The sequence below is a fragment of the Bacillus sp. L75 genome, from assembly GCF_003676355.1.
GTDB classification, from domain to species: Bacteria; Bacillota; Bacilli; order Bacillales; family Bacillaceae; genus Bacillus; species Bacillus velezensis.
Genome location: NZ_ML064909.1, coordinates 42,194 through 65,472, shown reverse-complemented (window position 1 = coordinate 65,472; position 23,279 = coordinate 42,194). Strand labels below are relative to the sequence as shown.

The following is a 23,279-nucleotide window of genomic DNA, read 5'->3' as shown; positions in this document are numbered from 1 at the left end:
GATGATTGTGAAAGAAAGAGAAGTGAAAAGCATGTCAAAAACAGTTGTATTAGCTGAAAAACCTTCAGTCGGCCGGGACTTGGCCCGCGTTCTGAAGTGTCATAAAAAAGGAAACGGATATCTTGAAGGCGACCGCTACATCGTCACATGGGCGCTCGGGCATCTGGTAACGCTCGCTGACCCTGAAGGATACGGCAAAGAATTTCAATCATGGCGGCTTGAGGATCTGCCGATTATTCCGGAGCCTTTGAAGCTCGTCGTCATTAAAAAAACAGGAAAACAGTTCAATGCGGTCAAAGCTCAGCTTGTCCGAAAAGACGTCAGCCAGATCGTAATCGCTACAGACGCAGGACGGGAAGGGGAGCTTGTGGCCCGCTGGATTATCGAAAAGGCAAACGTCCGCAAACCGATTAAGCGGCTGTGGATTTCCTCTGTGACGGATAAGGCGATTAAAGAAGGATTCCAGAAGCTCCGCAGCGGCAAAGAGTACGAAAACCTGTATCATTCCGCCGTTGCCAGAGCGGAAGCGGATTGGATCGTCGGCATCAACGCGACCCGCGCCCTGACGACGAAATTTAACGCGCAGCTGTCATGCGGACGCGTCCAGACTCCGACATTGGCGATGATCGCCAAGCGTGAAGCGGACATTCAGGCGTTCAAACCCGTTCCTTATTACGGTCTCCGTGCGGCGGCTGATCAGATGACGCTGACATGGCAGGATAAAAAAACAAAGCAGACAAGAACATTCGATCAGACGGTGACCGGCCGTTTGGCAAAAGATCTCCAAGGAAAGCCGGCGGTCATTTCAGAATTGAAAAAAACGGCGAAGAAAAGCTTCGCTCCCGGTCTTTATGACTTGACGGAATTGCAGCGGGACGCTCATAAGCGCTTCGGTTTCTCCGCAAAAGAGACGCTGTCCGTGCTTCAAAAGCTGTATGAACAGCATAAGCTTGTCACTTACCCGCGGACGGATTCCAGATTCCTTTCCGCAGACATCGTGCCGACTTTAAAAGACCGTTTAAACGGCATGGAAGTTAAGCCGTACGCACAGTACGTCAATCAAATACTGAAGCGGGGCGTCAAAGCGCATAAAGGATTCGTCAATGATGCGAAAGTATCGGATCACCATGCCATCATTCCGACAGAGGAGCCGCTGATCCTTTCAAGCCTCAGCGACAAAGAACGAAAGCTTTACGACCTGATTGCCAAACGTTTTCTCGCCGTGTTAATGCCGGCGTTCGAATACGAAGAAACAAAGGTCACAGCCGATATCGGCGGCGAAACATTTACCGCAAAAGGGAAAACGGTTCAATCGCCTGGCTGGAAAGCCGTGTATGATATGTACGAGGATGACGACGATCATGAGGAAGACAAAGACCAGACGCTCCCGGATCTTCAGCAGGGTCAGCGCCTCACTGTCTCATCATTGAAAGAAACGAGCGGACAGACGAAACCGCCGGCGCGCTTTAATGAAGGCACGCTGTTATCCGCGATGGAGAACCCAAGCGCCTTTATGCAGGGAGAAGAGAAGAACCTTGTGAAAACATTGGGTGAAACCGGCGGACTCGGAACAGTCGCCACCCGCGCTGATATCATTGAAAAACTGTTCAACAGTTTCTTGATCGAGAAAAAAGAAAAAGATATTTTCATTACGTCAAAAGGGAAGCAGCTCTTACAGCTCGTCCCGGAAGATTTAAAATCACCGGCATTAACCGCTGAGTGGGAGCAAAAGCTCTCCGCCATCGCAGCGGGCAAACTGAAATCCGCCGTCTTCATTAAAGACATGAAAACATATGCGGGCAAAACGGTGAAGGAAATAAAAAACAGCAGCCAGACTTTCAGACATGACAACATTTCAGGCACCGCCTGCCCTGATTGCGGCAAAATGATGCTTAAAGTCAACGGCAAACGCGGCACGATGCTCGTATGTCAGGATCGTGAGTGCGGCAGCCGGAAAACGCTGGCAAGAAAAACAAACGCCCGCTGTCCGAACTGTCATAAGAAAATGGAGCTTCGCGGCCAGGGCGAAGGCCAAACCTTCGCATGTGTATGCGGCCACCGGGAGAAACTGTCCGTCTTTGAAAAGCGCAAGGCGAAAGATAAATCCGGACGCGCATCCAAGCGGGACATCAACTCTTATATGAAAAGCCAAAACAAAGAGGAGCCGATGAACAACGCGCTGGCAGAACAGCTGAAAAAACTCGGCCTGGATAAATAGATCAGAGAAAGGCAGCATTTGTAAAGAAATGCTGCCTTTTGTTGTGTTTTTAACTGTAATGGGAATACGATCCAGACGAAGAGGGAAAAGGTGAGCAGACGGCGCTCCCATTTAAAATTTCCCAATGTGAAAAAATGCTAGTATTCTTTTATCGTTTCCTATATAGTAAAAATACTTTGTGAAAAAATAAGATACGGGTCTAAAAAAGGATTTATAAAATAGGAGGATGGACTGTGAAGCAATTCGTTTTTCGTCTGATGATCCTTTTGATTTCGATCGTTCTGACGGCGGGGTGCGCGGAGGCCGGCACTGAAAAACAGGCGGCGGCCGAACCGTCCGGGCCGCTTCAGCCCGCAGAGCATTTTATTTATCATAAATTGATGAACGGGCGGGGGATGATCCGGACGAACATAACCGGTGAGCCGGAATATTTATCAGAGTCTCTCGGACTATGGATGGCATTTTTGCTGAACAGGAAAGATGAACGGCAGTTTCAAGCGCAATATCAGCTTCTCACCGATTCGTTTCTGACGAAAAATGAGCTCGTGTCGTGGAAGATTGACGGGAATAAAGCGAGCGGCACCAATGCCTTAATTGACGATTTCAGAATCATGAACTGTCTGAATGAGGCCGGAACCCTATGGGGAAACAGTGAATACGGGAAAACAGCGGTGCAGATCGGGAAGGCGCTGGAAAAATACAATACGAATGACGGGTATTTTACGGATTATTATGATGCCGCTTCAAATGCCGCGTCAAAGACCGTGACGTTGTCCTATGTCGATCCCGGCGCCTTACAGATGCTCAGAGAAAAGGGGATTATCGAGGAGAAAACGGAAAACCGGAACCTCGATGTTCTCAATCTTGCGCCCCTGAAAAATGGTTTTTTGCCGAAATCGTTCAATACCGAAACTAAGGAATACAAATATGACAGCGAAGTCAATGTCATCGACCAGCTGTACGCCGCCGTGAATCTGAAGCGGGGCGATGGCAAAGCCGCTGTGCTGTCGAAATGGATGATAAAGGAATTTAAGACGCGCGGACAGCTGTACGGACGATACAGCGCAGACACGAAGGAGCCGGCGGTTCAATACGAATCACCGTCCGTTTACGCCCTGGCCGTTCTTTTTTTAGCAGAACAAAAAGCTGATCCGGCTGTCATCAAGCCGCTTTATGAAAGAATGACTTCATTTGAAACACTGGACACGCTGAAACCTGATTACGGCGGCTATATGAGCGGGGGCGATACACATTCTTTCGATAACCTGCTGCCGCTTCTGGCTGAAAGGAAATTGTTTAATGAAAATATCATTCAATGAATCACAAAAACTGTGCAGCTACACAGCAGTTATGCTGGTGCTGCTGTCTTTTTTTATTTACTATGCGTCTCAGCAATCCGCAGGGCTTTTGATAACCTGCATCACATTGCTTGTCACGGGAGCCGGCATATGGTTCGGGGCAATCTACGCGCTCGTCATCACCTTACTCGTCTTATTTGTTCTCGGCAGCCTGCTCCTGTGGTTTCAGACCGGGAGCTTTATGGCGTCTGCCGTTGCCGAAAGTCTGCAGGTGCTGGTCATTTGGGGGATTGCGCTGCTGCTCTTTTCTTACATAGCGGGAAGGATTCACGAGTTGGCGAAGGGGCTTGAGCGCTCAGTGAAACAGCTGCGTGAAGAGATTACGAGCTTTGTCGCCGTCGACAGGGTGACCGGCTTTGACAACCATCTGCGGATGAAGCTGGAGCTTTCTGAGGAGATCAAGCGGGCGGAACGCTACGGCAATTCCTTCGTCTTTTTGCTGCTGCACATGCATTATTTCAAGGAATTCAAATCCCTCTACGGAGAAAAAGAGACCGACCGCCTGCTGGCATTTATCAGCCGCCAAATCCGGTCAAGCGTTCGGGAAACAGACAAAAAATTCAGGCCGTCCGCCGAACGGTTCGGCATCGTGCTGACCCATACGCCAGAAGAACACATGCCGGCCGTTCTGGCGAAGCTGAAAAAGGAATTGGATACGTACCGGCTGCAAAACGGTAAATACGTCTCCATCACCTTCCGTGTATGTTACTTGGCGTACCGAAAGGATTTACAAACGGCCGAGCAATTTTTAAATGAACTGGAAAACGAGATGATGATGAATGAACTCTAAATGGATACGTCTCTTACTCTCGGCGCTCTTCATGATTTCGTCGGTTTATGTTCCCCTTACGGCGGAAGCAAAAGACAAAAAGGACGGCATTCTCATTATTTATACAAGCACGGACGGCAAAGAAACCGCTGAGGTCAAAATGCTTGATCTGACCGCGGGCCATTTCTCATCCGCCGTCACCGTGAAAAGCGACGGAGACATCACAGCCGCGGACCTCAAAAAGAATCAGCGGGTCATCTATTACGGCGTCACGAAAAAAAAGCTCAGCACATCATTCGTGTCTCTGATCAGCAGCATGCCGCAGCAGCTTATCAGCATCGGCTATAACGCCGGACAGTTCCGCCAATTTGCGGGTTTGTCCCTGACAGAGAAAGAAACGGTATACCGCATTTACGGCAAAGAAGAAAAAACAGACATGCCGCTTGAAAAAGGGATGTCCGTGCTCGGCGTATCGGGAGTAAAAGGAAAGTCCCTTTATACATACCGGTCCGGTGACGGCAGCACCCGCCCTTTTATGTGGAAAACGGCGCGCTCTGACTATTATTTCGGTGTGACGAGCCTGTTAAATGATTCGTTTCTGACGGCGAAAGCGCTGCGCAACGCATTCGGAGAATCAGCGGGCGGCACCCTCCTTTATTTACGGCTTGAAGACATCAGTCCGATGTCAGATGAAACATTGCTTTACGAAGCGGGCGCTTACCTGCATAAAAGACACATTCCGTTTATTCTGGCGGTCATTCCGGTCTATCTCAATCCGGAAAACGGAGAAAAAGTATACTTGGCGGACAAGCCGAAAATGGTCAGCGTCCTGAAAAAACTTCAGCAAATGGGCGGCAGCATCATTATTCACGGCTACACGCACGCATACCGATACAGCGAAACGGGAGAAGGCTTTGAATTTTGGGATGCCAAAGCGGATCAGCCGATCACGTCAGAAAATGCGGATGATACTCCGATCAAGCTTGAAAAGGAACAGGATTTTCCGAATGAAAAAGCGTACCGGGCGTATGTGAAGCCTTTCCGTGAAAAAGAAAACATCTACACGAGAACGAAGCTGGAGCAGGCGATTGACGATCTGACAGAGCTCGGCCTTTACCCGCTGTCATTCGAAGCGCCGCACTATACGATGTCTGAAGAAGGCTATAAAATCGCATCTTCTTATTTCTCCAGCATTTTCGGACAAGTGCAGCTCAGCGGCACGACGTGGAAAACCTCGGGCGCCCCTCCGTTCGTCTCAAAGCCGGCTATGCTGGACGGGATGACGCTGTACCCGGAAACAATCGGTTATGCCGATAACTCAAAGGAAAATCCGCTCGGAGATATGGAGAATCATATTTCGCAGATGATTGATTTCGGCGGCGGAGTGGCGGGCGGTTTCTACCATCCGTATCTCGGCATGAAGTACCTCCCCGAGCTCGTCAATCAGATGGAGCGGATTCCCGGCGGCGAGTGGCTCGATCTGAAGAAAACGAAGCAAACGGTAACGTCGGACAGCGTCAGGATCAAGACGGACGGAGACGGAACCATTCATGTGGAAAACAAGATTCATCCGATAACGGCCTTTTTCAATCACCATCAGCAGACGCCTCTGGAAAAAGCGCTTTGGATTCTCTCCGGCGTGGTGTTATTGTTTATCATCATGTTCGCCTGCTACGTTCTTTATTTGCGCGCCACATTAAAAAAACGAATCTTTAAGGAGAGAAGAAGCCTTGAGTAACATTCTGTTTTTTATCTCATTAAGTTTAATATGGGTGATGCTTCTCTATCACATGTTTCTGATGCAGGGCGGATTCAGGCATTATATGACCTACGAACGGAACATTCCGAAATGGCGCGCAAAGATGGGGGAGCTCCCGAAGGTCAGCGTGCTCATTCCCGCGCATAATGAGGAGGTCGTCATCAGGCAGACGCTGAAGGCGATGGTGAACCTGTATTATCCGAAAGACAGGCTTGAGATCATCGTCGTTAATGATAATTCCTCCGACCGGACGGGAGACATCGTCAATGAATTTTCCCGTCAGTATGACTTCATTAAAATGGTCATTACAAAGCCCCCGAACGCCGGAAAAGGAAAATCTTCGGCGCTGAACTCAGGGTTCGCGGAATCGAACGGAGACGTGATCTGCGTGTATGATGCGGACAACACGCCGGAAAAAATGGCGGTGTACTACCTGGTTCTCGGTCTGATGAATGATGAGAAAGCGGGAGCGGTTGTCGGGAAATTCCGTGTCATCAACGCGGCCAAAACGATCCTGACGAAGTTTATCAATATTGAAACCATCTGCTTTCAGTGGATGGCGCAGGGCGGCAGATGGAAATGGTTCAAAATCGCCACCATCCCGGGAACGAACTTCGCGATCAGGCGGAGCATTATCGAACAGCTCGGCGGCTGGGATGATAAGGCGCTGGCGGAGGATACCGAGCTGACCATCCGCGTGTATAATCTCGGCTATCATATCCGCTTTTTCCCGGCGGCTGTGACATGGGAGCAGGAGCCTGAGACATGGAAGGTGTGGTGGCGTCAGCGGACAAGATGGGCGCGCGGCAACCAATACGTTGTTCTCAAGTTTTTATCCCAATTTTTTAAGCTGAAACGCAAGCGGATCATCTTCGATCTGTTTTATTTCTTTTTTACGTATTTTTTGTTTTTCTTCGGTGTGATCATGTCAAACACGATTTTTATCATCAATCTTTTTTACGACCTGCATCTGGCAGTCGGGTTTTTGGCGATGATTTTGTGGATACTGGCCTTTTTCCTGTTTATGACTGAGGTCATGATTACTTTAAGCATTGAAAAAACAGAAATGAACAAACAAAACTTCTTTATCGTATTTCTGATGTACTTTACATACTCCCAGGCTTGGATCGTGCTCGTCATCTGGTCATTATTCACAGAGATCAAGCACCGCTTGTTCAAGCAGGAAGTCAAGTGGTACAAAACGGAGCGATACAATCAAAATAAAAGCGGGTGACCTTTTTGAAAAAAGCGATCATATTGATAACTGGCCTTTTGCTATTGATGTCTAACGGGCAGGCGGCCGCGGCCCGGGAACTGAAAACGGACGGTTCCGCCCTCGGAACAAGCGCCGGCGCAAAAGAGCAGCAGGCGCTGACTGGCGATCTGATGACACTGTACGGGGCGAAAGACAGCGCAGAGCTGACCTATCAGATTCCTGCGGGAGCTTCGAATGCGGATCAGTCGCTTCTGATTGATTACGAGGCGTCAAACTTATTAATTGCCCCGTCTTCTTTAACCATCGCCATTGATGATGAACCCGTCAAATCCATAAAGCTTGACGGCAGTTCCAAGCGGAAAACGGTGAAGCTCAATCTCAGCAAAAGCCAATCCGCCCAAGGCTATCACAATGTATCATTACGATTTTACGGCGTATTAAAAGAGGGCGTCTGCGTCAGGCAGGATACGTCAGGCAACTGGATAAAAATTTATCCGGACAGCCGCCTTGTGCTTTCAGAAGCAAGCAAGTCAAAGGGAGCGGATCTCGGCCATTTCCCGTATCCGTTTGCCCAATCAGGCAATACGGGTGAAGAAACCGATATTATCCTTCCTGACAAACCGACCTCGGCGGAAGCTGAAGCCGCAGTCAAAACAGAAGCATTTCTGAAAACGGCAGACAGCAGGCTGAAGGTATCTTATGTAAAAGAATCCGACGCCGGCAAAATCAGCAATCCGTCAATTGTCATCGGCGCTGATCAGCATTGGAACGGGAAAATAAACGAGCTTTTCGAACGGGGGAACATCAAAGCGGAAGACAACAAACTTCTTCTCGCTGAACGGGTTCTGACATCAGGGAACAAACGGCAGCCCGTCCTGTTTGTCACGGCGCAATCAGACAAAACGCTGGCGGATAAAATCCGCGTCATCACAGACAGCGCTTATTCAAGCCAGCTGGGCGGAGATACTTTGACAATCGGCCGCCTTCAGCCCGCTGCGGAAAAGACAGGCAATAAACTGACACTAGAGGACTTCGGCGCGGGAAATGTAACGGTCGGATCAAACAAAACGGCGTCAGAGCACTTCTTTTACCCTGCGGCGGCCGCTGTTGATAAAGACGGTAAGGTCAAGCTTTCACTTACATTAAAGACGTCGGAATCGATCCGGACGAAGGCGGATTCAGCAAATGACGCCGAGAGAGCGGAGCTGAACGTCACGGTCAACGGACAGCCGAATGCGGTGCGTCTTGATGATCTCGGCAATAAAGATAAAGACGGCTTTTACCACGTCTCCATCCCGATTGATCCGAAGCTTTTGCGAAGCAGCAGGTACATTGATCTGCAATTTGTCACATCAGGTTTGAAACATAACAATCCGTGTATCGACCGTGACGAAAACAAATGGGTCTATATTGATAAAAGCAGCACGCTGACGTATCCGGTAAGCGATGCGGCGCAGAAAGCTGATTTCGGGCAATGGCCGCTCCCGTTTGCGGGCGGCGGGAAAGAGAAAACAGTGATCGTCATCCCGGATGACGTAAACATGCAGACACTGAAAGAGCTTTCTCTGGTGGCGGATTCATTCGGAAACGGCTTTACCGTAAAGACGGCATCAGACATGAAGGAAGCGGATGCCAAAGGCCGGAATGTTGTGTTTATCGGAGGCCTGCCGCAAATCCCGCTTTTAAAGTCAAACGCCTCTAAGCTTCTCGTGCCGTCAGACCGCAGCGGCGCGTACGATGTTTCTTCGTTTCAGATGCTGAATGAGACGACGAAACAAGTCGCGTTTACCCAGGAATCACCTTGGGACTCCGGCCGGAGCATCGCTGTTTTTGCTCCGTTATCAGGAAGCGGCGCGTCTGTCACAAAAGAGCTGATCAGCTTTTTAGACAGCACAAGCGATGCCGCAACCGTCATTAACGAAACAGCCGGCCGGCAGCTGTTTTCGAATCATCAGCAAATCAAGTCCGATGACAGCAGTCCGGCGGCTGATACGAAGAGCCGGTCCGCAGCACTGAACGTTACGTATATTGCTGTTTTCGCGGCGCTTATGATCATTGCGGCCGGTCTGATCTGGCTGACGGCAAGAAGGAAAAAAAGAAAAGCGGATCATGAAAAAAGCGAAGAGTAATGAAGGAAAAAGAGGCCGTTAACAGGCCTCTTTTTTTGTATTTTTATTTCCATTTTTGGCGGTGATTTTTTTATTTTTGAAACAGCATAAAAGCCCCTTTACAACTGAACGGGACGGGAGTATGATCTCTTTTATAATCTATATCGCTTAATCTGTAATCAGAGCGGGGGAACCAATTTGCGGCGCGTGATGCCGCTTGGGGTGAATCCTTTTTCAGGTAGGGCCAACTCTCATCAGCCCGAATCCGACAGCTAACCTCGTAAGCGTTCATGAGAGGAGATGAATGAAACCTGTGCACGATTATGGCGCAGGGGCATCCGTTTGCCTCTGTGTCTTTTTGCTGTGCTGAAATATGGCATGCAATCAGCATTCGGAGACATCATAGCAGTAAGGGTTTGTAAATCAAACGGAAAATGAAAAAAAGGGGAAGACAACAAATGTACCATTCAATCAAAAGATTTTTGATTGGGAAACCGCTGAAATCACAGGCTGCCGGAGAGCAGAAACTCACGAAACTCAAGGCGCTCGCCATGCTTTCTTCAGACGCGCTGTCATCAGTTGCTTACGGAACGGAACAGATTCTGATCATTTTGGCTGCGGTAAGCGCGGCCGCGTTTTGGTATTCCATTCCGATCGCAGCGGGTGTTCTCATTTTGCTGCTTGCTTTGATTCTGTCCTACAGACAGATTATTTACGCTTATCCGCAAGGCGGGGGCGCTTATATGGTGTCAAAAGAAAACCTTGGTGAGAAGCCGGGCCTGATTGCGGGCGGCTCATTGCTTGTTGATTATATTCTGACGGTGGCGGTAAGCATTTCTGCCGGAACTGACGCGATTACATCGGCATTTCCGGCTTTGCACCCGCATCATTTGCTCATTGCTGTTTTGCTTGTGATTCTGATTATGATTTTAAATTTGAGAGGACTGTCAGAGTCGGCGTCCATTTTGGCGTATCCCGTCTATCTGTTTGTGGCGGCGCTTGTCCTTTTGATCGTCGTCGGGCTGTTTAAACTCATGACGGGCCAGGTTCATCCGGCCGAACACACGCCGATCGGCACACCTGTGGCGGGCATCACGCTGTTTTTATTGCTGAAGGCCTTTTCTTCGGGCTGTTCGGCACTGACCGGTGTTGAAGCCATTTCAAACGCGATCCCGGCCTTTAAAAATCCTCCGGCAAAAAACGCGGCCCGCACTTTGGCCATGATGGGGATTCTGCTGGCGATCTTATTTACGGGGATTACGGTGCTGGCGTACGGCTACGGCACGGGTCCGAAGCCTAACGAGACCGTTATTTCGCAAATCGCCGCGGAAACCTTCGGACGCCATACGGTGTATTATTTCATTCAAGGCGTTACATCATTGATTCTCGTGCTTGCGGCGAATACGGGCTTTTCCGCATTTCCGCAGCTGGCGTTTAATTTAGCGCGCGATCAGTATATGCCGAGAATGTTTACGGTACGAGGCGACCGGTTAGGATTTTCAAACGGAATCATCTTTCTCGGTATCGCGTCCATCCTGCTCATTCTTTTATTCGGCGGCCGCACGGAACATTTAATTCCGCTTTATGCCGTCGGCGTGTTCATTCCGTTTACGCTGTCGCAGACGGGAATGTGCATCAAGTGGATCAGGCAGAAGCCGAAGGGCTGGGCGGTAAAAATGCTGATCAACTCATGCGGCGCCGCCATTTCATTTATGGTGCTGTGTATTTTATTCGCGACGAAGTTCAATCTTGTCTGGCCGGTGCTGTTATTCATGCCTGCTGTCGTCATGCTGTTTTTCGTCATTAAAAATCACTACACCGCGGTCGGCGAACAGCTGCGGGTCGTTGATCAGCAGCCTGAGGAAATCAGGGGAACCGTCGTCATCGTGCCTGTCGCCGGTGTCACCACCGTCGTCCAAAAATCGATTCAGTATGCGAAATCATTATCGGATCAGGTCATTGCGGTTCATGTTTCCTTTGACAGAGAAAACGAAAAAAAGGTGGAAAAGCGCTGGGAAGAGCTTCATAACGGTGTCCGCCTCGTCACCCTGCATTCCTCATACCGCAGTCTGGTTCACCCGTTTGATAAATTTTTGGAAACGGTCGAACAGAAAGCGAAAAAAGAACAGTTCTCCGTGATGGTGCTGTTTCCGCAATTCATTACGAAAAAACGCTGGCAGACCATCCTTCACAACCAATCAGCCTTCTTGCTCCGCGTCCGGCTGTTTTGGAAGAAGGACATCATCGTCGCCACCCTGCCGTATCATTTTAAAAAGTAACGGCAAAGACCGCAGGCTAAAATGCTGCGGTCTTTTTTGTAAAGGAGGACGACATGGCACAAGGCGCTTTTGTCATCATACAAAATGACGGGCGGGACATATTGCTCGTAAAACGAAAAGACATTCCCTTATGGGATTTGCCCGGGGGCAGGATTGAAGAAGGTGAAACATCTGAAGCCGCAGCCGTCAGAGAGGCCTTCGAAGAAACCGGTTATAACGTGACCATCCTGCAAAAAGCCGGTGAGTATGAAAGGCCGGCATTTGAAGATACACAACATGTATTCATCGGAGCCATTAATGGGGGAACTCCGCTGATGAACGGGCCGGAAACCGCCGCTTTACGCTGGTTTTCCCCAAACCGGCTGCCGCTGTTCATGGTGCCGAACAGAAAACGGCAAATAAAAGACGGACTCAATGGGGCGGCAAATCAAAAGGCAGTCCTTAAAGACCGAAATCTGTTATCCATCCTTGATCTGCTAAGAAAAAAGCTGAGAGTATAGCTCGTGTTTCAACCTGTATGAAAAAGGGGATGAATACAGGTAAAAGGAGGATGCAGTATGCCAAGTAAAACAGCAGGACACGTAATGACGGAGCTGCTTGAACAATGGGGAGTCGGTCATATATACGGCATTCCCGGAGACAGCATTAATGAATTTATCGAAGAACTGAGACATGAACGGAATAACCTGACATTCATCCAAACCCGGCACGAAGAAGTCGCAGCCCTGGCAGCCGCGGCTGAGGCAAAACTGACCGGCCAGATCGGTGTCTGCCTTTCAATCGCAGGACCGGGGGCCGTTCATCTGCTGAACGGTTTATACGACGCCAAAGCGGACGGCGTTCCGGTGCTGGCGATTGCGGGACAGGTGGCTTCCGATGAAATCGGCCGTGACAGCTTTCAGGAAATCAAATTAGAGCAAATGTTTGAGGACGTGGCGGTATTCAACCAGCAAGTACATACGGCAGAAGCGCTGCCCGATCTTCTGAATCAGGCGATCCGCACGGCTTACAGCAAAAAAGGCGTTGCCGTTTTAACTGTTTCTGATGATTTATTCGCGCAAAAAATCAAACGGGAGCCGGTTTACACATCGCCGATATACCTCAAAGCTGATATAGAGCCGAAAAAAGAACATCTCGTGACATGCGCGCAATATATTAACAACGCAAAAAAACCGGTCATTCTCGCCGGCCAAGGGTTAAAATCAGCAAAAGAGGAGCTGCTCGCATTCGCCGATAAAGCGGCCGCTCCGATTGTCATTACCCTTCCGGCAAAAGGCGTCGTGCCTGACAGCCATCCCCACTTTCTCGGGAATCTCGGGCAAATCGGCACAAAGCCCGCCTACGAAGCAATGGAGGAATGCGATCTGCTGATCATGCTCGGCACATCGTTCCCATACAGGGATTATCTCCCGGATGATACGCCCGCCATTCAGCTTGATTCGGATCCGGCGAAAATCGGCAAGCGCTATCCCGTCAATGCGGGAATCGTCAGTGATGCGGCTCTGGGGCTGAAAGAGCTGACGGAATACATTGAATATAAAGAAGACAGAAGATTTTTGGACGCCTGCACCGAGCACATGAAGCATTGGTGGAAGGAAATCGAAAAGGATGAAACCGAAGCGACTCATCCGCTCAAGCCGCAGCAGGTCATTGCCCGGCTTCAGGATGCGGCCGCAGAGGACGCCGTCCTGTCAGTGGATGTCGGAACGGTTACGGTGTGGATGGCCCGCCATTTTAAAATGAAGAAGCAGGACTTTATCGTCTCAAGCTGGCTCGCCACGATGGGATGCGGGCTTCCGGGAGCGATTGCCGCAAGCCTTGCCGAACCTGAGCGGCAGTCCATCGCCATTTGCGGAGACGGCGGATTTTCAATGGTGATGCAGGATCTGCCGACAGCTGTTAAATATAAACTGCCGATTACGGTTGTCATATTAAACAACGAAAATTTAGGCATGATTGAATATGAACAGCGGGTCAAAGGCAACATTGACTACGTCACCCAGCTGCAAAATATGGATTACGCCGCTTTTGCAGAAAGCTGCGGGGCAAAAGGGATCAAAGTGACGAAACACGAGGAATTGGCTCCCGCTTTTCATGAAGCGCTCAACTCAAATGAGCCGGTCGTCATCGACGCCGTCATCGGCGACGAGCCGCCGCTTCCGGGAAAAATCACTTACGGTCAAGCGAAGGGCTTCAGCAAATACATGCTGAAAAACTTCTTTGAAAACCAAAAAATCGAAATGCCGTCACTCAAGAAAAGCTTAAAACGGCTGTTTTAAGAAGCAGGTGGTTATAAAAAAATAAACAGGCAGCATGCCTGTTTATTTTTTTGTTGGGCGGCTTGCTTGCATATAGCCGTCCTAAACGAAAACGGAGATTGTGAAAAGCCACAGCTGGCGAGCGATGGCTGATCAAAAAACTTATGAAGGACCAGGACAGTTCATAACAAACGTGGTTCGCACATCGCATCGCCCAGCCCTTATCAGCAAAAACAGAAACCAAGACAGGCGGGGCGACGTACACCGTCAAGAAAGGCGATACTCTTTCTGTCATTGCACAGGAAACTGGCGTGAGCATGGCGACCCTGCAAAGGTTGAACAGTATCAAGGACCCGAATTTTATCAAAGTCGGCCAAGTATTAAAGCAGACGGACTCGGCCAGCTCTCCAACAAAAGGCAAAAAATCATCTTACACGCTGCCATCAGGCGTTTTTAAAGTGACAAGCCCCTTAACTAAGGGAACGGCCGTGAAACAGATCCAGACAGCTTTGGCGGCTCTTTATTACTATCCGGACAAAGGAGCAAAGAACAACGGAATAGATGGCTATTACGGTCCGAAAACAGCAAACGCAGTCAAACGATTCCAATCTATGTACGGGTTAACTGCTGATGGAATTTACGGACCGAAAACGAAAGCAAAAATGTTGTCTCTTCTGAAATAAATGAAACAGCCCTTTAATAGGGCTGTACCACAATTCTATATATTTCATAAAAATAAAGAAGTATATAGAATTGTGGTTCGCATCAATGGTAGAATGTGTTTGTTGGAAGGCATTTCAAATACTTGTAAATTTGTATAAAATTTGAAGGGTAACCTTACGAAGAAATAGTGAAACAACACATTGCCTGATAAACATCGTGCAAAACCCAAATCCTATAGTTCAGTTGGCACTGCATATCCCGATTTTGTGTCATTATGCACTAGATAGAAATGATTAAAATATCCTAAATAATTAAAAAAAGGTGTTTACAACCTTATTTATATCCTATATCTTAGAAAAGAAGGAAAAATATTCAATAGGGGGATACTGACGTGAAAAAGAGTAAATTTTTACTTACCACCATGTTCTCTACAACTATGTTGATTTCCGGTTTAGGCTTGGGATTTGGGAAAAGTGCACATGCTGAAGGATTTCCGCAACTTACTAATGAAAAAGTCCAAACGGAAATACAGGAAATGAAAGATGCCGGCATGACAAGTGAGGAAGTACAGAAATTCTATGAAATGAGTAAAGAAGAGTATGCGTATGTACAAGAACATGCAGAAGACTTGTATAAGGGTTCCCAAAAAGAAATCAAAGAATTGAAAGCCTCTGGTCAAATTGATGAAGTTCTTCCTAAATACAAGGAGCCTGAATATCAGCCCAAGAACCAAATTGCAGCAAAAGCGTTAGGTACAAAAGGTGATGTTCTTACAAGCTATGAAATTAATTCTGGAAGTTGGTCTATTGGTGTAGGACATGCTGCGGTTGTTTCAACTAACAAATCAAAAACAGTTGAAGCATGGGCGAAAAGCTGGAGCCCTATAAACCAAGATGGAGTTCGCAGATATAATAATAACTGGGGAAGTAAAAAGAAAGTTTATGGTCTATGGGTTAAAGGATCGAATAACAATAAGTATATAAACGCTGCAAAATATGCGGAAAAGCAAGCAGATAATAAAAAGAAATATAATTTCAACTTTTTAAATAAAAAGACAACTGCTAAATTTTATTGTTCTCAATTAGCTTGGCGTTCTTGGAAAAACCAAGGTATTGATATTGACAATGTCAAATGGGACAGCGTTGTAACACCAATGGAGCTTGTAAAATCCAATAACACAACAATCTTTTATCACAAGGGTTAAACAAATTGACAAAAACAATCGGTGCTGCACCGGTTGTTTTGTCATTTCAAAGGGAGGAAAATATGAATAGACTTAAGACCCTGTTTATTTTCATTTGCATACTGATAGTCACAACCTCTTGCGGTCTCATCCAAACTGGGAATGAAAAAGAGGAAAGAAGCAGCAATAAAAAGACTGTATTAAAGGATATTGACAATGCAAAATTTATTGTTGGTTTTTCTAACACTTTAGATAGGGGAAGTGAGATTGGGGTTTACGGTGAAGATGGTGCTAAAATGGATAGCTTGGAATTGAAAGATGGTATAAATTTCACGATGTCTTCATATAACAAAAACGATACGTTCTTCTCATCAAATAGAAGCAATAATCACTTGATGATAGACAATAAAACCGGAAAAATAAACAAAATAAATGAAAAGAGTTTGTCAAAAACAACTGAGGATGAAGGTGCTTTCTTTATAAATAGTTCTGACGGTTATATCATCCATGACATTAACGTTGGATATACAGACAAAGGGCTGGAAAGTGAACTGGTATATTGGAAGGGAAACAGCCGAAAAAACAAGAAACAAATAAAGCTTGACGGAGAACTTGGATCAGCAATCGTCGCTAAAAATAAAATTTATGTCATTTCAAGTGATGAAGAAAGTATGTCCATCCTTTCAATTAACCCAGAGACAAATAAGCAAGAGAACAAGGCATCCATACCGAATAAAGGGATATACTTCATGGATGAAAAGGATGCATTCCAAGCTCTAGATGAAAATACATTTGTACTGGCAGTTAATGATAACGTGAATGAGAAAGAGAATTCTAAGCTCATATTAATAGACAGAGAGACTCTTAAGGTAAAAAAAGAAGTCGAGATGGAGAAAGGGTTTCATCCTGCAAAATTGAAAATATTAAAAGATAGCATCTTAGCTGTTTCTTTTGAGGGGAAGCTGCAGGTGTTTGATAAAAAAATGGTTAAGAAAAAATCTTTTGATTTTTATGCTGGGGATGATAACAAATTAATGAATGATGTTCAATTCAATGACAGAGAGATGTATGTTTTACTCAAAAACTTTGATATCCAGCGTGATAACAAGCTTGGAGATATCACGTCTTATGATTTGAAATCAGGCAAAAAGGTAAAAACAATCCCGCTAAAAGCAAAAAAAGAGTGGGAAATTGCCCGGTTCGAAATTTTAAAATAAGTAGGAGGTGTTTATATTAGCCCGTTTTTGAGCCCTGCATATATCATACTCATTATTCTTCCGGCAGCTTCTTTTATGCTGGGGATAATAGGGTATTTCATCTTTAAAAAAGTATGGACTATGGTTGTCGTCGTATTGATCCTGTCATTGATATTTATGTTTGTTGTGATAGGGGCAGAGCCAACATTTTTAATTTGGGTGTTTATCATGACGGGAGCCTGCCTTATCTCCGGTTCAATCACTAAGACTATAATGAATTTTACAAAGCGAAAATATTAAATGGAATAATCAAGAGTGTACATCAAAACCATAATCCCAAAAATCCCGCGACGAAAATTGCGGGATTTTTTCGTTTGTGTTTATTGTAGGAAAAGTTATAATATTACAAAAATAGTGATTAGAGGGAGGGATAAGTGTGGACCAAGTTTTACCGTCGTCCCAAGTTGGTGTCAAGATCAATGAATGGTACAAAATGATTCGCCAGTTCAGTGTGCCTGATGCTGAGATTTTAAAGGCTGAAGTAGAACAGGAAATAGAGGAGATGGAAGAGGATCAGGATTTGCTTGTCTTTTATTCATTGATGTGCTTTCGTCACCAATTGATGTTAGATTCCTTGGAGCCGGAAGACAGATATAGAGATCGCCCTACAGTCGACGAACTGCTTGAAAAAATAGAAAAACCACAAAAAAGACTTACAGGCCTCTTGAAATATTACTCATTGTTTTTTCGTGGAATGTATGAATTTGATCATAAAGAGTATGTTGAAGCGATAAGCTATTATCGCAAAGCAGAGAGAGAGTTGAATGCTGTATCAGATGAAATGGAGCAAGCTGAATTTCATTACAAAATAGCTGATGCCTATTATCAAATTGATCAGCACTTTGTTTCCCTCAATCATTTAAAAAAAGCCAAGCAATTGTTTGAAAAAAGTCAACTATACAAAGTGAAAGTGATTGGCTGTAATATGATGGTCGGTGCTAACATGTACGATATGTACAGGCTGACGGAGGCAGAATCATATTATCGGGAAGCATTAAGTATCGCCCGTGGCTTGGATGAGGAAAAAGTGAAAAGAATTATCGGAGTGATCTTTCATAACTTAGGCTTAGTTTATTTAAGAGGGAAAAATTTGATTGCTGCTGAAGAGAATTTCAAAAAGGCAATAGACGTGAAAGAACATATTGATACAGTGTATGGAGTGAGATCATTATATATGATGGCGAATGTCCTGTACCAATGTGATAAAGCCAAGGAAGCACGTTTCTTTTATGAAACGGCTCTAAATCGTGCTCGGACTTCTAATGAAGAAGAATATTTGGCTAAATTAAAAATCATTAATTCATTATAAGAAGAATATAATGAAACAGAAGTGAAACAAAGCTTAGGTTACTTGGAAAAGAAACGCCTTTGGTCTGATTTCGCAGAGCTAACCGAAAAATTAGGTGACTTTCATTTTGAGAAGAGAAACTATGTAGAGGGAAGAAACTTTTTAAAGAAAACCATACATGCCCAAACACAAATACTTAAGGTTACGGAGGCTATATAATGAAGAAACTTATAATCAGCTCCGCTTTAATCGGTATTCTTTTTACTGGATTATTAAGTGTGACAAATGTTTATACTGCTGAAATGAGTGACTCTGGAACTTTTTATATCGCTGAAAAAGCTATAAATATTTAAGTGTTCTCCAATTTTTGACCTCCACCTTTTAAGACTGGGGGATTTCTTTTTCTTATCCAGTAATCAACATACGCTGCCTCATAAGGTTCTTAACCGTTACTTGTATTGCGTTCACCTTTCCGTTTTGCTGTGAAGTGTTTTCTTGAACGATGCATGCATGAGAAAGACGCCGTCCATTTTTAAGCCTATCTTCAATCATTCAAGGACAAACAAAAGAGCTATCGAGAAGATCTCGACAGCTCCTTTGTTTGTTGAGCGGCTTGCTTGCATATAGCCGTCCTAAACGAAAACGATGATTGTGAAAATCGGCAGCTGGCGAGCGATGGCTGATCAAAAAACTTATGAAGGACCAGTGCAATTCATCTCAAGAACAGCCAGAGAGCGGTCACAACAGCGATCATAAAGTAATCTCCCTCATTCAGTGTAGTTCCATTTTTGACAAACACAAGTGCCGTCCGGTTTGTCTTTGTCCCTTTCGGGGTTTTAAGCGCAATGTTCTTCCCTATATTGTAATAAACAATTTTAAACAAATAATGCGCCAGCGAACAGAGTAAAAAGAGCAACATGAACTTGCCAATAAACAATATCATGTTTCATTACTCCCTATTGCAGTTTTTTCGTATGAATATATGACGGAAAAGTCAGGATGTTATATAAAAGAAGAAGTATTTTAAAGAGGCTGGTGTTATTCATTAATGAATGGCTCACCGTAACATCTCTAGATCCGGAATCATTTCAAAACGAAAGAGAAGCCCGAGGATTATTAAAAAACAGTCCCTAATTTGTCCGCTTATTTTTGAACATTTGATCTAAGATGAACATAAAGAGGGTGAATAAGAAGGACACCGTAATCATATCTATCAGAAATATATTAGAGGTTCTTTTTATTAATAGCAGCCATACCACCTGCAAAACTAAAGAAATAGAAAAATAGGATATATATGTCATGATTCTCATATTTGTTACCCCCTTAGCCTAATTTCTCTTTTGTGATCTTATCCAAATTAGTGAAAAGGATATCCAATCCCGAAAATAAGAAAGTGATGAACAATGAAAGAAGAATTTCTCCACCTTGAAATATAGATATGTTCTCAATGATATGATTGGAAACGTATTGGATTGAGAAGTAAACAGCAGCCCATGCAAAAATGAATTCAAGGATATAGGCTGACCAAGCAGGCAATGTCAAAACATGAGTCATTCCTTTTACAATTGCCGTAAGGATAAGCATATAAACTAAAGCTAAGATACTTACGACGACAGAAAATATGTATAAGTCTGAAAGTGAACCATAGATGATATATTCTCCGAAAAAATGATTTACAGTTATAGCTGCAAAATACATAACTAGGCTGGGTACAGTTATAGCCAAGAACAGGGAGAATCCAATAAGTACGATGAATGCTGCATGAGCTAAGCGGTTGGGCGGTGTATCCACGATCTCTTTTTTTAATAGAATCATAAAAATAAGAGATGAAATCACAAGGCAGCATAAGAAAGTGAGCAGAACAGTAAAAAAGACAGTCATGTGACATCTCCAATGAAAAAGTGCTATTAGAGTGAATCTAACAGCACTTTGCATTACTTCATACGTATTTTCCTGACGATCATTTATGAATGATTTTAAAATGCTTTCATTGCTAAAGTTGTCAATTGAGCGAGGTTTTTAGCCTGGCTGTCAGAAAGTCCGGACTTTTTAAGTGAAAGATAAAGATTCTTTTCCACGTCAGCCCAGCTTAAGGCGACATACTCGTTCAGCATTTTCTTTAAAACCGGTTCGATGTGTTCATTGAAAACGGATTCGAGTTCATTTCTTATTTTCTTTCCTGCTAATTTTTCAACAAGATTGAATAATTTTGTTTTATTTTTCAGCACTTCTCTGATTACATCTTTGACTGGTTTTGACACAGATGCATCGCTTTGTGCTTTAAGTCCGTAGGAAAATTGCGTATCAGTCTGATAAAAAAATGATTTGGTCGTTCCAGTGGCATTGGCAGTATTATTATGATTTTCTTTAGCTAAGGATGCGGGGACAAAAGCAGTAGTTACAAGGGCTAAAGATGCGGCAAACAGAATGCCTTTAGCTGCGTGTCTAATGGGAAATCCTCCTTTAGAAATGTAGTGTAGAGAGAAATGAAAGACTATGTATTTAGGCGGGACCGATATGATCCGCTTTGAACATTTTCCCCTCTCAGATACCATTCTATCAATAGGTATTTTTGGGGTAAATAGGATTTTAATACAGTATTTTTCTTATAATTCAAAATCTTCTTTAGTAGGATTCATTTTGGCTGCAGTTTCGATGAGATGGGACATGGGCTGGAGCCTATATAACACATGTACAGGCTGATTGAGGCGGAATCACATTATCGGAGCGGTTTATAATTTAGGGTTAATGAATAAAAATAAACAGGCGGCATGCCTGTTTATTTTCGTTTGCGTGAAAGAGCGAAGAAAAACGGGAAGGCGGAGCCGGCCAATAACGTACCGAATAAAAACATGCCCCCGATGAACACATGATAGTTCACCCCGCCGATCCAAAGCCCCGTGATTAAGGAAACGATGCTTAATGCGATCATCAAAAAGCCGGGAATCAGACGTTTCTTACCCGTTGTCCGATAAGCAAAAAGAGAACAGAAGATGCCGATGACAATCGGCACAATCCACAGATAAAAAAGGATAAATACTGACATAAGCAAAACTCCGATTTTTCTTCTATCATACCAAAAACGCCCGGAAAAAGATACGAACGGCACCCGGCGTCAAAAGAAAAACCGGCCGCAATGGCCGGTTTTTTTCTAACGGAATGAATCGTAGATCACAAACAGATTAAGCGCGATCACCAAAACCGCAATCAGCCAGGCGAGAGCCGTCACCCATTTTCGGTTCGTCAGGGCGCCCATCAGGCGTTTGTTGCTTGTAAACATAATCAGCGGCACGAGCGCAAAGGAGATGCCGAATGAAAGAACGACCTGGCTCCATACGAGCGCTTCTGTGGCGTTGACCCCCGAGATAATGATGATCATCGGCGGAATGATGGTAATGAAACGCCGCAAATAAAGCGGGATACGGTAACGGATGAAGCCCTGCATGATAATATCGCCTGACAATGTGCCGACAGAAGAGCTTGAAAGCCCTGCGGCCAGCAGCCCGATCCCGAAGAGAATGGCTGAAGCCGGTCCGATATAGTGGCCGAATTGCTGATAAGCCACGTCTAAATCTTCTACATACAGCCCGTTCTTGAAGAAAAGCGCGGCAGCGACGATGAGCATGCTTGCGTTAATCGCCCCGGCGATCACCATCGCGATGAGAATGTCAATCGTCTCGAATCTAAAAATCTTTTTCCGCTCACTATCCGTTTTTCCGACGACACGGCGCTGTGTCAGTGCGGAATGTAAGTAAATGGCATGCGGCATCACGGTTGCGCCGAGTATCCCGGTTGCCAAGAGCACACTGTCCATTCCGTCAATTTTCGGGATAAACAGCCCCTCGAGAACGGAGGCGGCGTCAGGTTTGGCAAAGAAGGTTTGCAGAGCGAAGGCGATCACCACGACGAACAGAAGTCCGGCGATGCCCGCTTCCAGCGCCCGATAACCCCGGCGCTGCAGCTCTAAAATCGCGAATGATCCGATCGCCGCGATAATGGCCGCTTCAACCATCGGTATGCCGAACAGCAGGTTGAGTCCGAGCGCCGCCCCGATAAATTCTGCCAGATCAGTTGCCATAATCACCAGTTCACCCTGTATCCACAGCCCGGCTGATACCCATTTCGGATACCGGTCTCTGGCGATTTCCGGAAGGTTTTTACCCGTGGCAATGCCGAGCTTCGCGGAAAGAACTTGAATTAAAAAAGCCATCAAGTTTGAAAAGAGGATGACCCACAGCAGCATATACCCATACTTCGAACCAGCTGAGATATTCGTAGCGAAGTTTCCCGGATCAATGTAGGCAATCGCCGCGATAAAGGCGGGGCCTAAAAAAGGCAGAAGCCGCTTGAATCCCTTGCTTTTGCCGTCAAGTGCATCCTGCACGGCTTTTGCTTGCAGTGATTGTGCTGAGATGTCTTTGCTCATTATGTCTCACCTAAATTCCGATAGATTTTTAGCTAAATAACAAAAAGTTTCCTAGACGCAAATTATTTTATCTACATCATAAATCCGCTATTATAAGATGTCAAGTTCTTTATGTTCAATAAACCGGCACATTGATGCCCTGTTTTATCTATGATATGTATCCCGCCGAAGAAAGGTCCGAAAATGAAAACGGCATCGTTCCGGGAAAGAAGCGATGCCGTTCGCAAAGCGTGTTTCCGCGTCGGATCATGCGCGGATGCGTGGAGCGTTCTTTTAAAAAGGTGAAAAGAGGACACTTGCCTATATAACTTCACAACTTTCTGTCCGCCCAACTGATTTGAGAAAAAGACGCTGTATTTCCTCCGTTTTCCCGGGTAAATAGAATAATAATGTTTCTTTCCATTGGAAGATAAAACCTCTCTGTACCATTCAAATGACCTCCGGAAAAACTCCGGCCGCTCTGAATAAACGTTTGAATCAACGATATTTCAGTGATTC

Annotated in this window: 19 protein-coding genes, 1 pseudogene and 1 riboswitch; of the genes and pseudogenes, 15 read left to right on the top strand and 5 right to left on the bottom strand. The window is 45.5% G+C overall.

Going from position 1 to position 23,279, the window contains the following annotated elements; all coding sequences use genetic code 11:
- The first annotated feature begins 31 nt into the window (after positions 1-31).
- The 15 genes and pseudogenes from D5S11_RS14580 (at position 32) to D5S11_RS20360 (ending at position 18,708) form a co-directional block, all read left to right on the top strand.
- Positions 32-2,218, top strand: a complete 2,187-nt coding sequence (locus D5S11_RS14580; RefSeq protein ID WP_003156261.1) for a DNA topoisomerase III — start codon at positions 32-34, stop codon at positions 2,216-2,218.
- Between the two features lie 233 nt (positions 2,219-2,451).
- Positions 2,452-3,537, top strand: coding sequence for a lipoprotein YdaJ (locus tag D5S11_RS14575; RefSeq protein ID WP_072588801.1), 1,086 nt, complete (start codon positions 2,452-2,454; stop codon positions 3,535-3,537).
- On the top strand, positions 3,518-4,366 hold the full coding sequence (locus D5S11_RS14570; protein WP_012116834.1) for a diguanylate cyclase domain-containing protein: 849 nt from the start codon (positions 3,518-3,520) through the stop codon (positions 4,364-4,366). The genes D5S11_RS14575 and D5S11_RS14570 overlap by 20 nt, the downstream gene beginning before the upstream one ends.
- The gene (locus D5S11_RS14565) at positions 4,356-6,083 is read left to right on the top strand and encodes a DUF2334 domain-containing protein (RefSeq protein ID WP_108725160.1); all 1,728 of its coding nucleotides are present in this window, start codon (positions 4,356-4,358) and stop codon (positions 6,081-6,083) included. The genes D5S11_RS14570 and D5S11_RS14565 overlap by 11 nt, the downstream gene beginning before the upstream one ends.
- Entirely contained in the window at positions 6,076-7,338 is a 1,263-nt protein-coding gene (locus tag D5S11_RS14560) for a glycosyltransferase family 2 protein (protein ID WP_015239174.1), read from the top strand. Before D5S11_RS14565 ends, D5S11_RS14560 begins: the two co-directional genes overlap by 8 nt.
- A 5-nt stretch (positions 7,339-7,343) precedes the next feature.
- Entirely contained in the window at positions 7,344-9,449 is a 2,106-nt protein-coding gene (locus tag D5S11_RS14555) for a cellulose biosynthesis cyclic di-GMP-binding regulatory protein BcsB (RefSeq protein WP_108725159.1), read from the top strand.
- A gap of 134 nt (positions 9,450-9,583) precedes the next feature.
- Positions 9,584-9,730: riboswitch (cyclic di-AMP (ydaO/yuaA leader) on the top strand.
- Between the two features lie 156 nt (positions 9,731-9,886).
- A complete protein-coding gene (locus tag D5S11_RS14550; protein WP_007410187.1) occupies positions 9,887-11,707 on the top strand; it encodes an APC family permease in 1,821 nt (606 codons plus the stop codon).
- A gap of 53 nt (positions 11,708-11,760) precedes the next feature.
- Positions 11,761-12,207 (top strand): NUDIX hydrolase, encoded by a 447-nt coding sequence (locus D5S11_RS14545; protein WP_007410188.1) that lies wholly within the window; start codon positions 11,761-11,763, stop codon positions 12,205-12,207.
- Between the two features lie 57 nt (positions 12,208-12,264).
- Positions 12,265-13,986: a pyruvate oxidase gene (locus tag D5S11_RS14540; RefSeq protein ID WP_014416943.1), complete on the top strand. Its 1,722-nt coding sequence runs from the start codon at positions 12,265-12,267 to the stop codon at positions 13,984-13,986.
- Between the two features lie 407 nt (positions 13,987-14,393).
- Positions 14,394-14,648: pseudogene (locus D5S11_RS20490) on the top strand (peptidoglycan-binding domain-containing protein); the annotation flags it as partial.
- Between the two features lie 416 nt (positions 14,649-15,064).
- Positions 15,065-15,832: a septation ring formation regulator EzrA gene (locus D5S11_RS14530; protein ID WP_094032336.1), complete on the top strand. Its 768-nt coding sequence runs from the start codon at positions 15,065-15,067 to the stop codon at positions 15,830-15,832.
- 62 nt (positions 15,833-15,894) lie between these two features.
- The gene (locus D5S11_RS14525; protein ID WP_108725158.1) at positions 15,895-17,028 is read left to right on the top strand and encodes a hypothetical protein; all 1,134 of its coding nucleotides are present in this window, start codon (positions 15,895-15,897) and stop codon (positions 17,026-17,028) included.
- 75 nt (positions 17,029-17,103) lie between these two features.
- Complete coding sequence (locus D5S11_RS14520; RefSeq protein ID WP_228767510.1) at positions 17,104-17,307, top strand: DUF2651 family protein; 204 nt, start codon at positions 17,104-17,106, stop codon at positions 17,305-17,307.
- Between the two features lie 136 nt (positions 17,308-17,443).
- A complete protein-coding gene (locus D5S11_RS14515) occupies positions 17,444-18,376 on the top strand; it encodes a response regulator aspartate phosphatase (RefSeq protein ID WP_234418057.1) in 933 nt (310 codons plus the stop codon).
- A 197-nt stretch (positions 18,377-18,573) separates the two neighbouring features.
- Complete coding sequence (locus D5S11_RS20360; protein WP_254922222.1) at positions 18,574-18,708, top strand: hypothetical protein; 135 nt, start codon at positions 18,574-18,576, stop codon at positions 18,706-18,708.
- 359 nt (positions 18,709-19,067) lie between these two features.
- Here D5S11_RS20360 and D5S11_RS20240 read toward each other — a convergent pair whose 3' ends face one another.
- The 5 genes from D5S11_RS20240 to D5S11_RS14485 all read right to left on the bottom strand — a co-directional run bounded on the left by D5S11_RS20240 (position 19,068) and on the right by D5S11_RS14485 (position 22,784).
- Positions 19,068-19,298 carry a hypothetical protein gene (locus tag D5S11_RS20240; RefSeq protein ID WP_108725157.1) on the bottom strand — a complete coding sequence of 77 codons (231 nt, stop codon included), beginning with the start codon at positions 19,296-19,298 and terminating at the stop codon, positions 19,068-19,070.
- A gap of 380 nt (positions 19,299-19,678) precedes the next feature.
- On the bottom strand, positions 19,679-20,236 hold the full coding sequence (locus D5S11_RS14500) for a hypothetical protein (protein WP_007410197.1): 558 nt from the start codon (positions 20,234-20,236) through the stop codon (positions 19,679-19,681).
- Between the two features lie 95 nt (positions 20,237-20,331).
- Positions 20,332-20,910: a hypothetical protein gene (locus D5S11_RS20070; protein WP_020953893.1), complete on the bottom strand. Its 579-nt coding sequence runs from the start codon at positions 20,908-20,910 to the stop codon at positions 20,332-20,334.
- A 224-nt stretch (positions 20,911-21,134) separates the two neighbouring features.
- On the bottom strand, positions 21,135-21,401 hold the full coding sequence (locus D5S11_RS14490) for a hypothetical protein (protein WP_014416946.1): 267 nt from the start codon (positions 21,399-21,401) through the stop codon (positions 21,135-21,137).
- Positions 21,402-21,506: 105 nt separating this feature from the next.
- On the bottom strand, positions 21,507-22,784 hold the full coding sequence (locus D5S11_RS14485; RefSeq protein WP_094032124.1) for an Nramp family divalent metal transporter: 1,278 nt from the start codon (positions 22,782-22,784) through the stop codon (positions 21,507-21,509).
- Between the last annotated feature and the right edge of the window lie 495 nt (positions 22,785-23,279).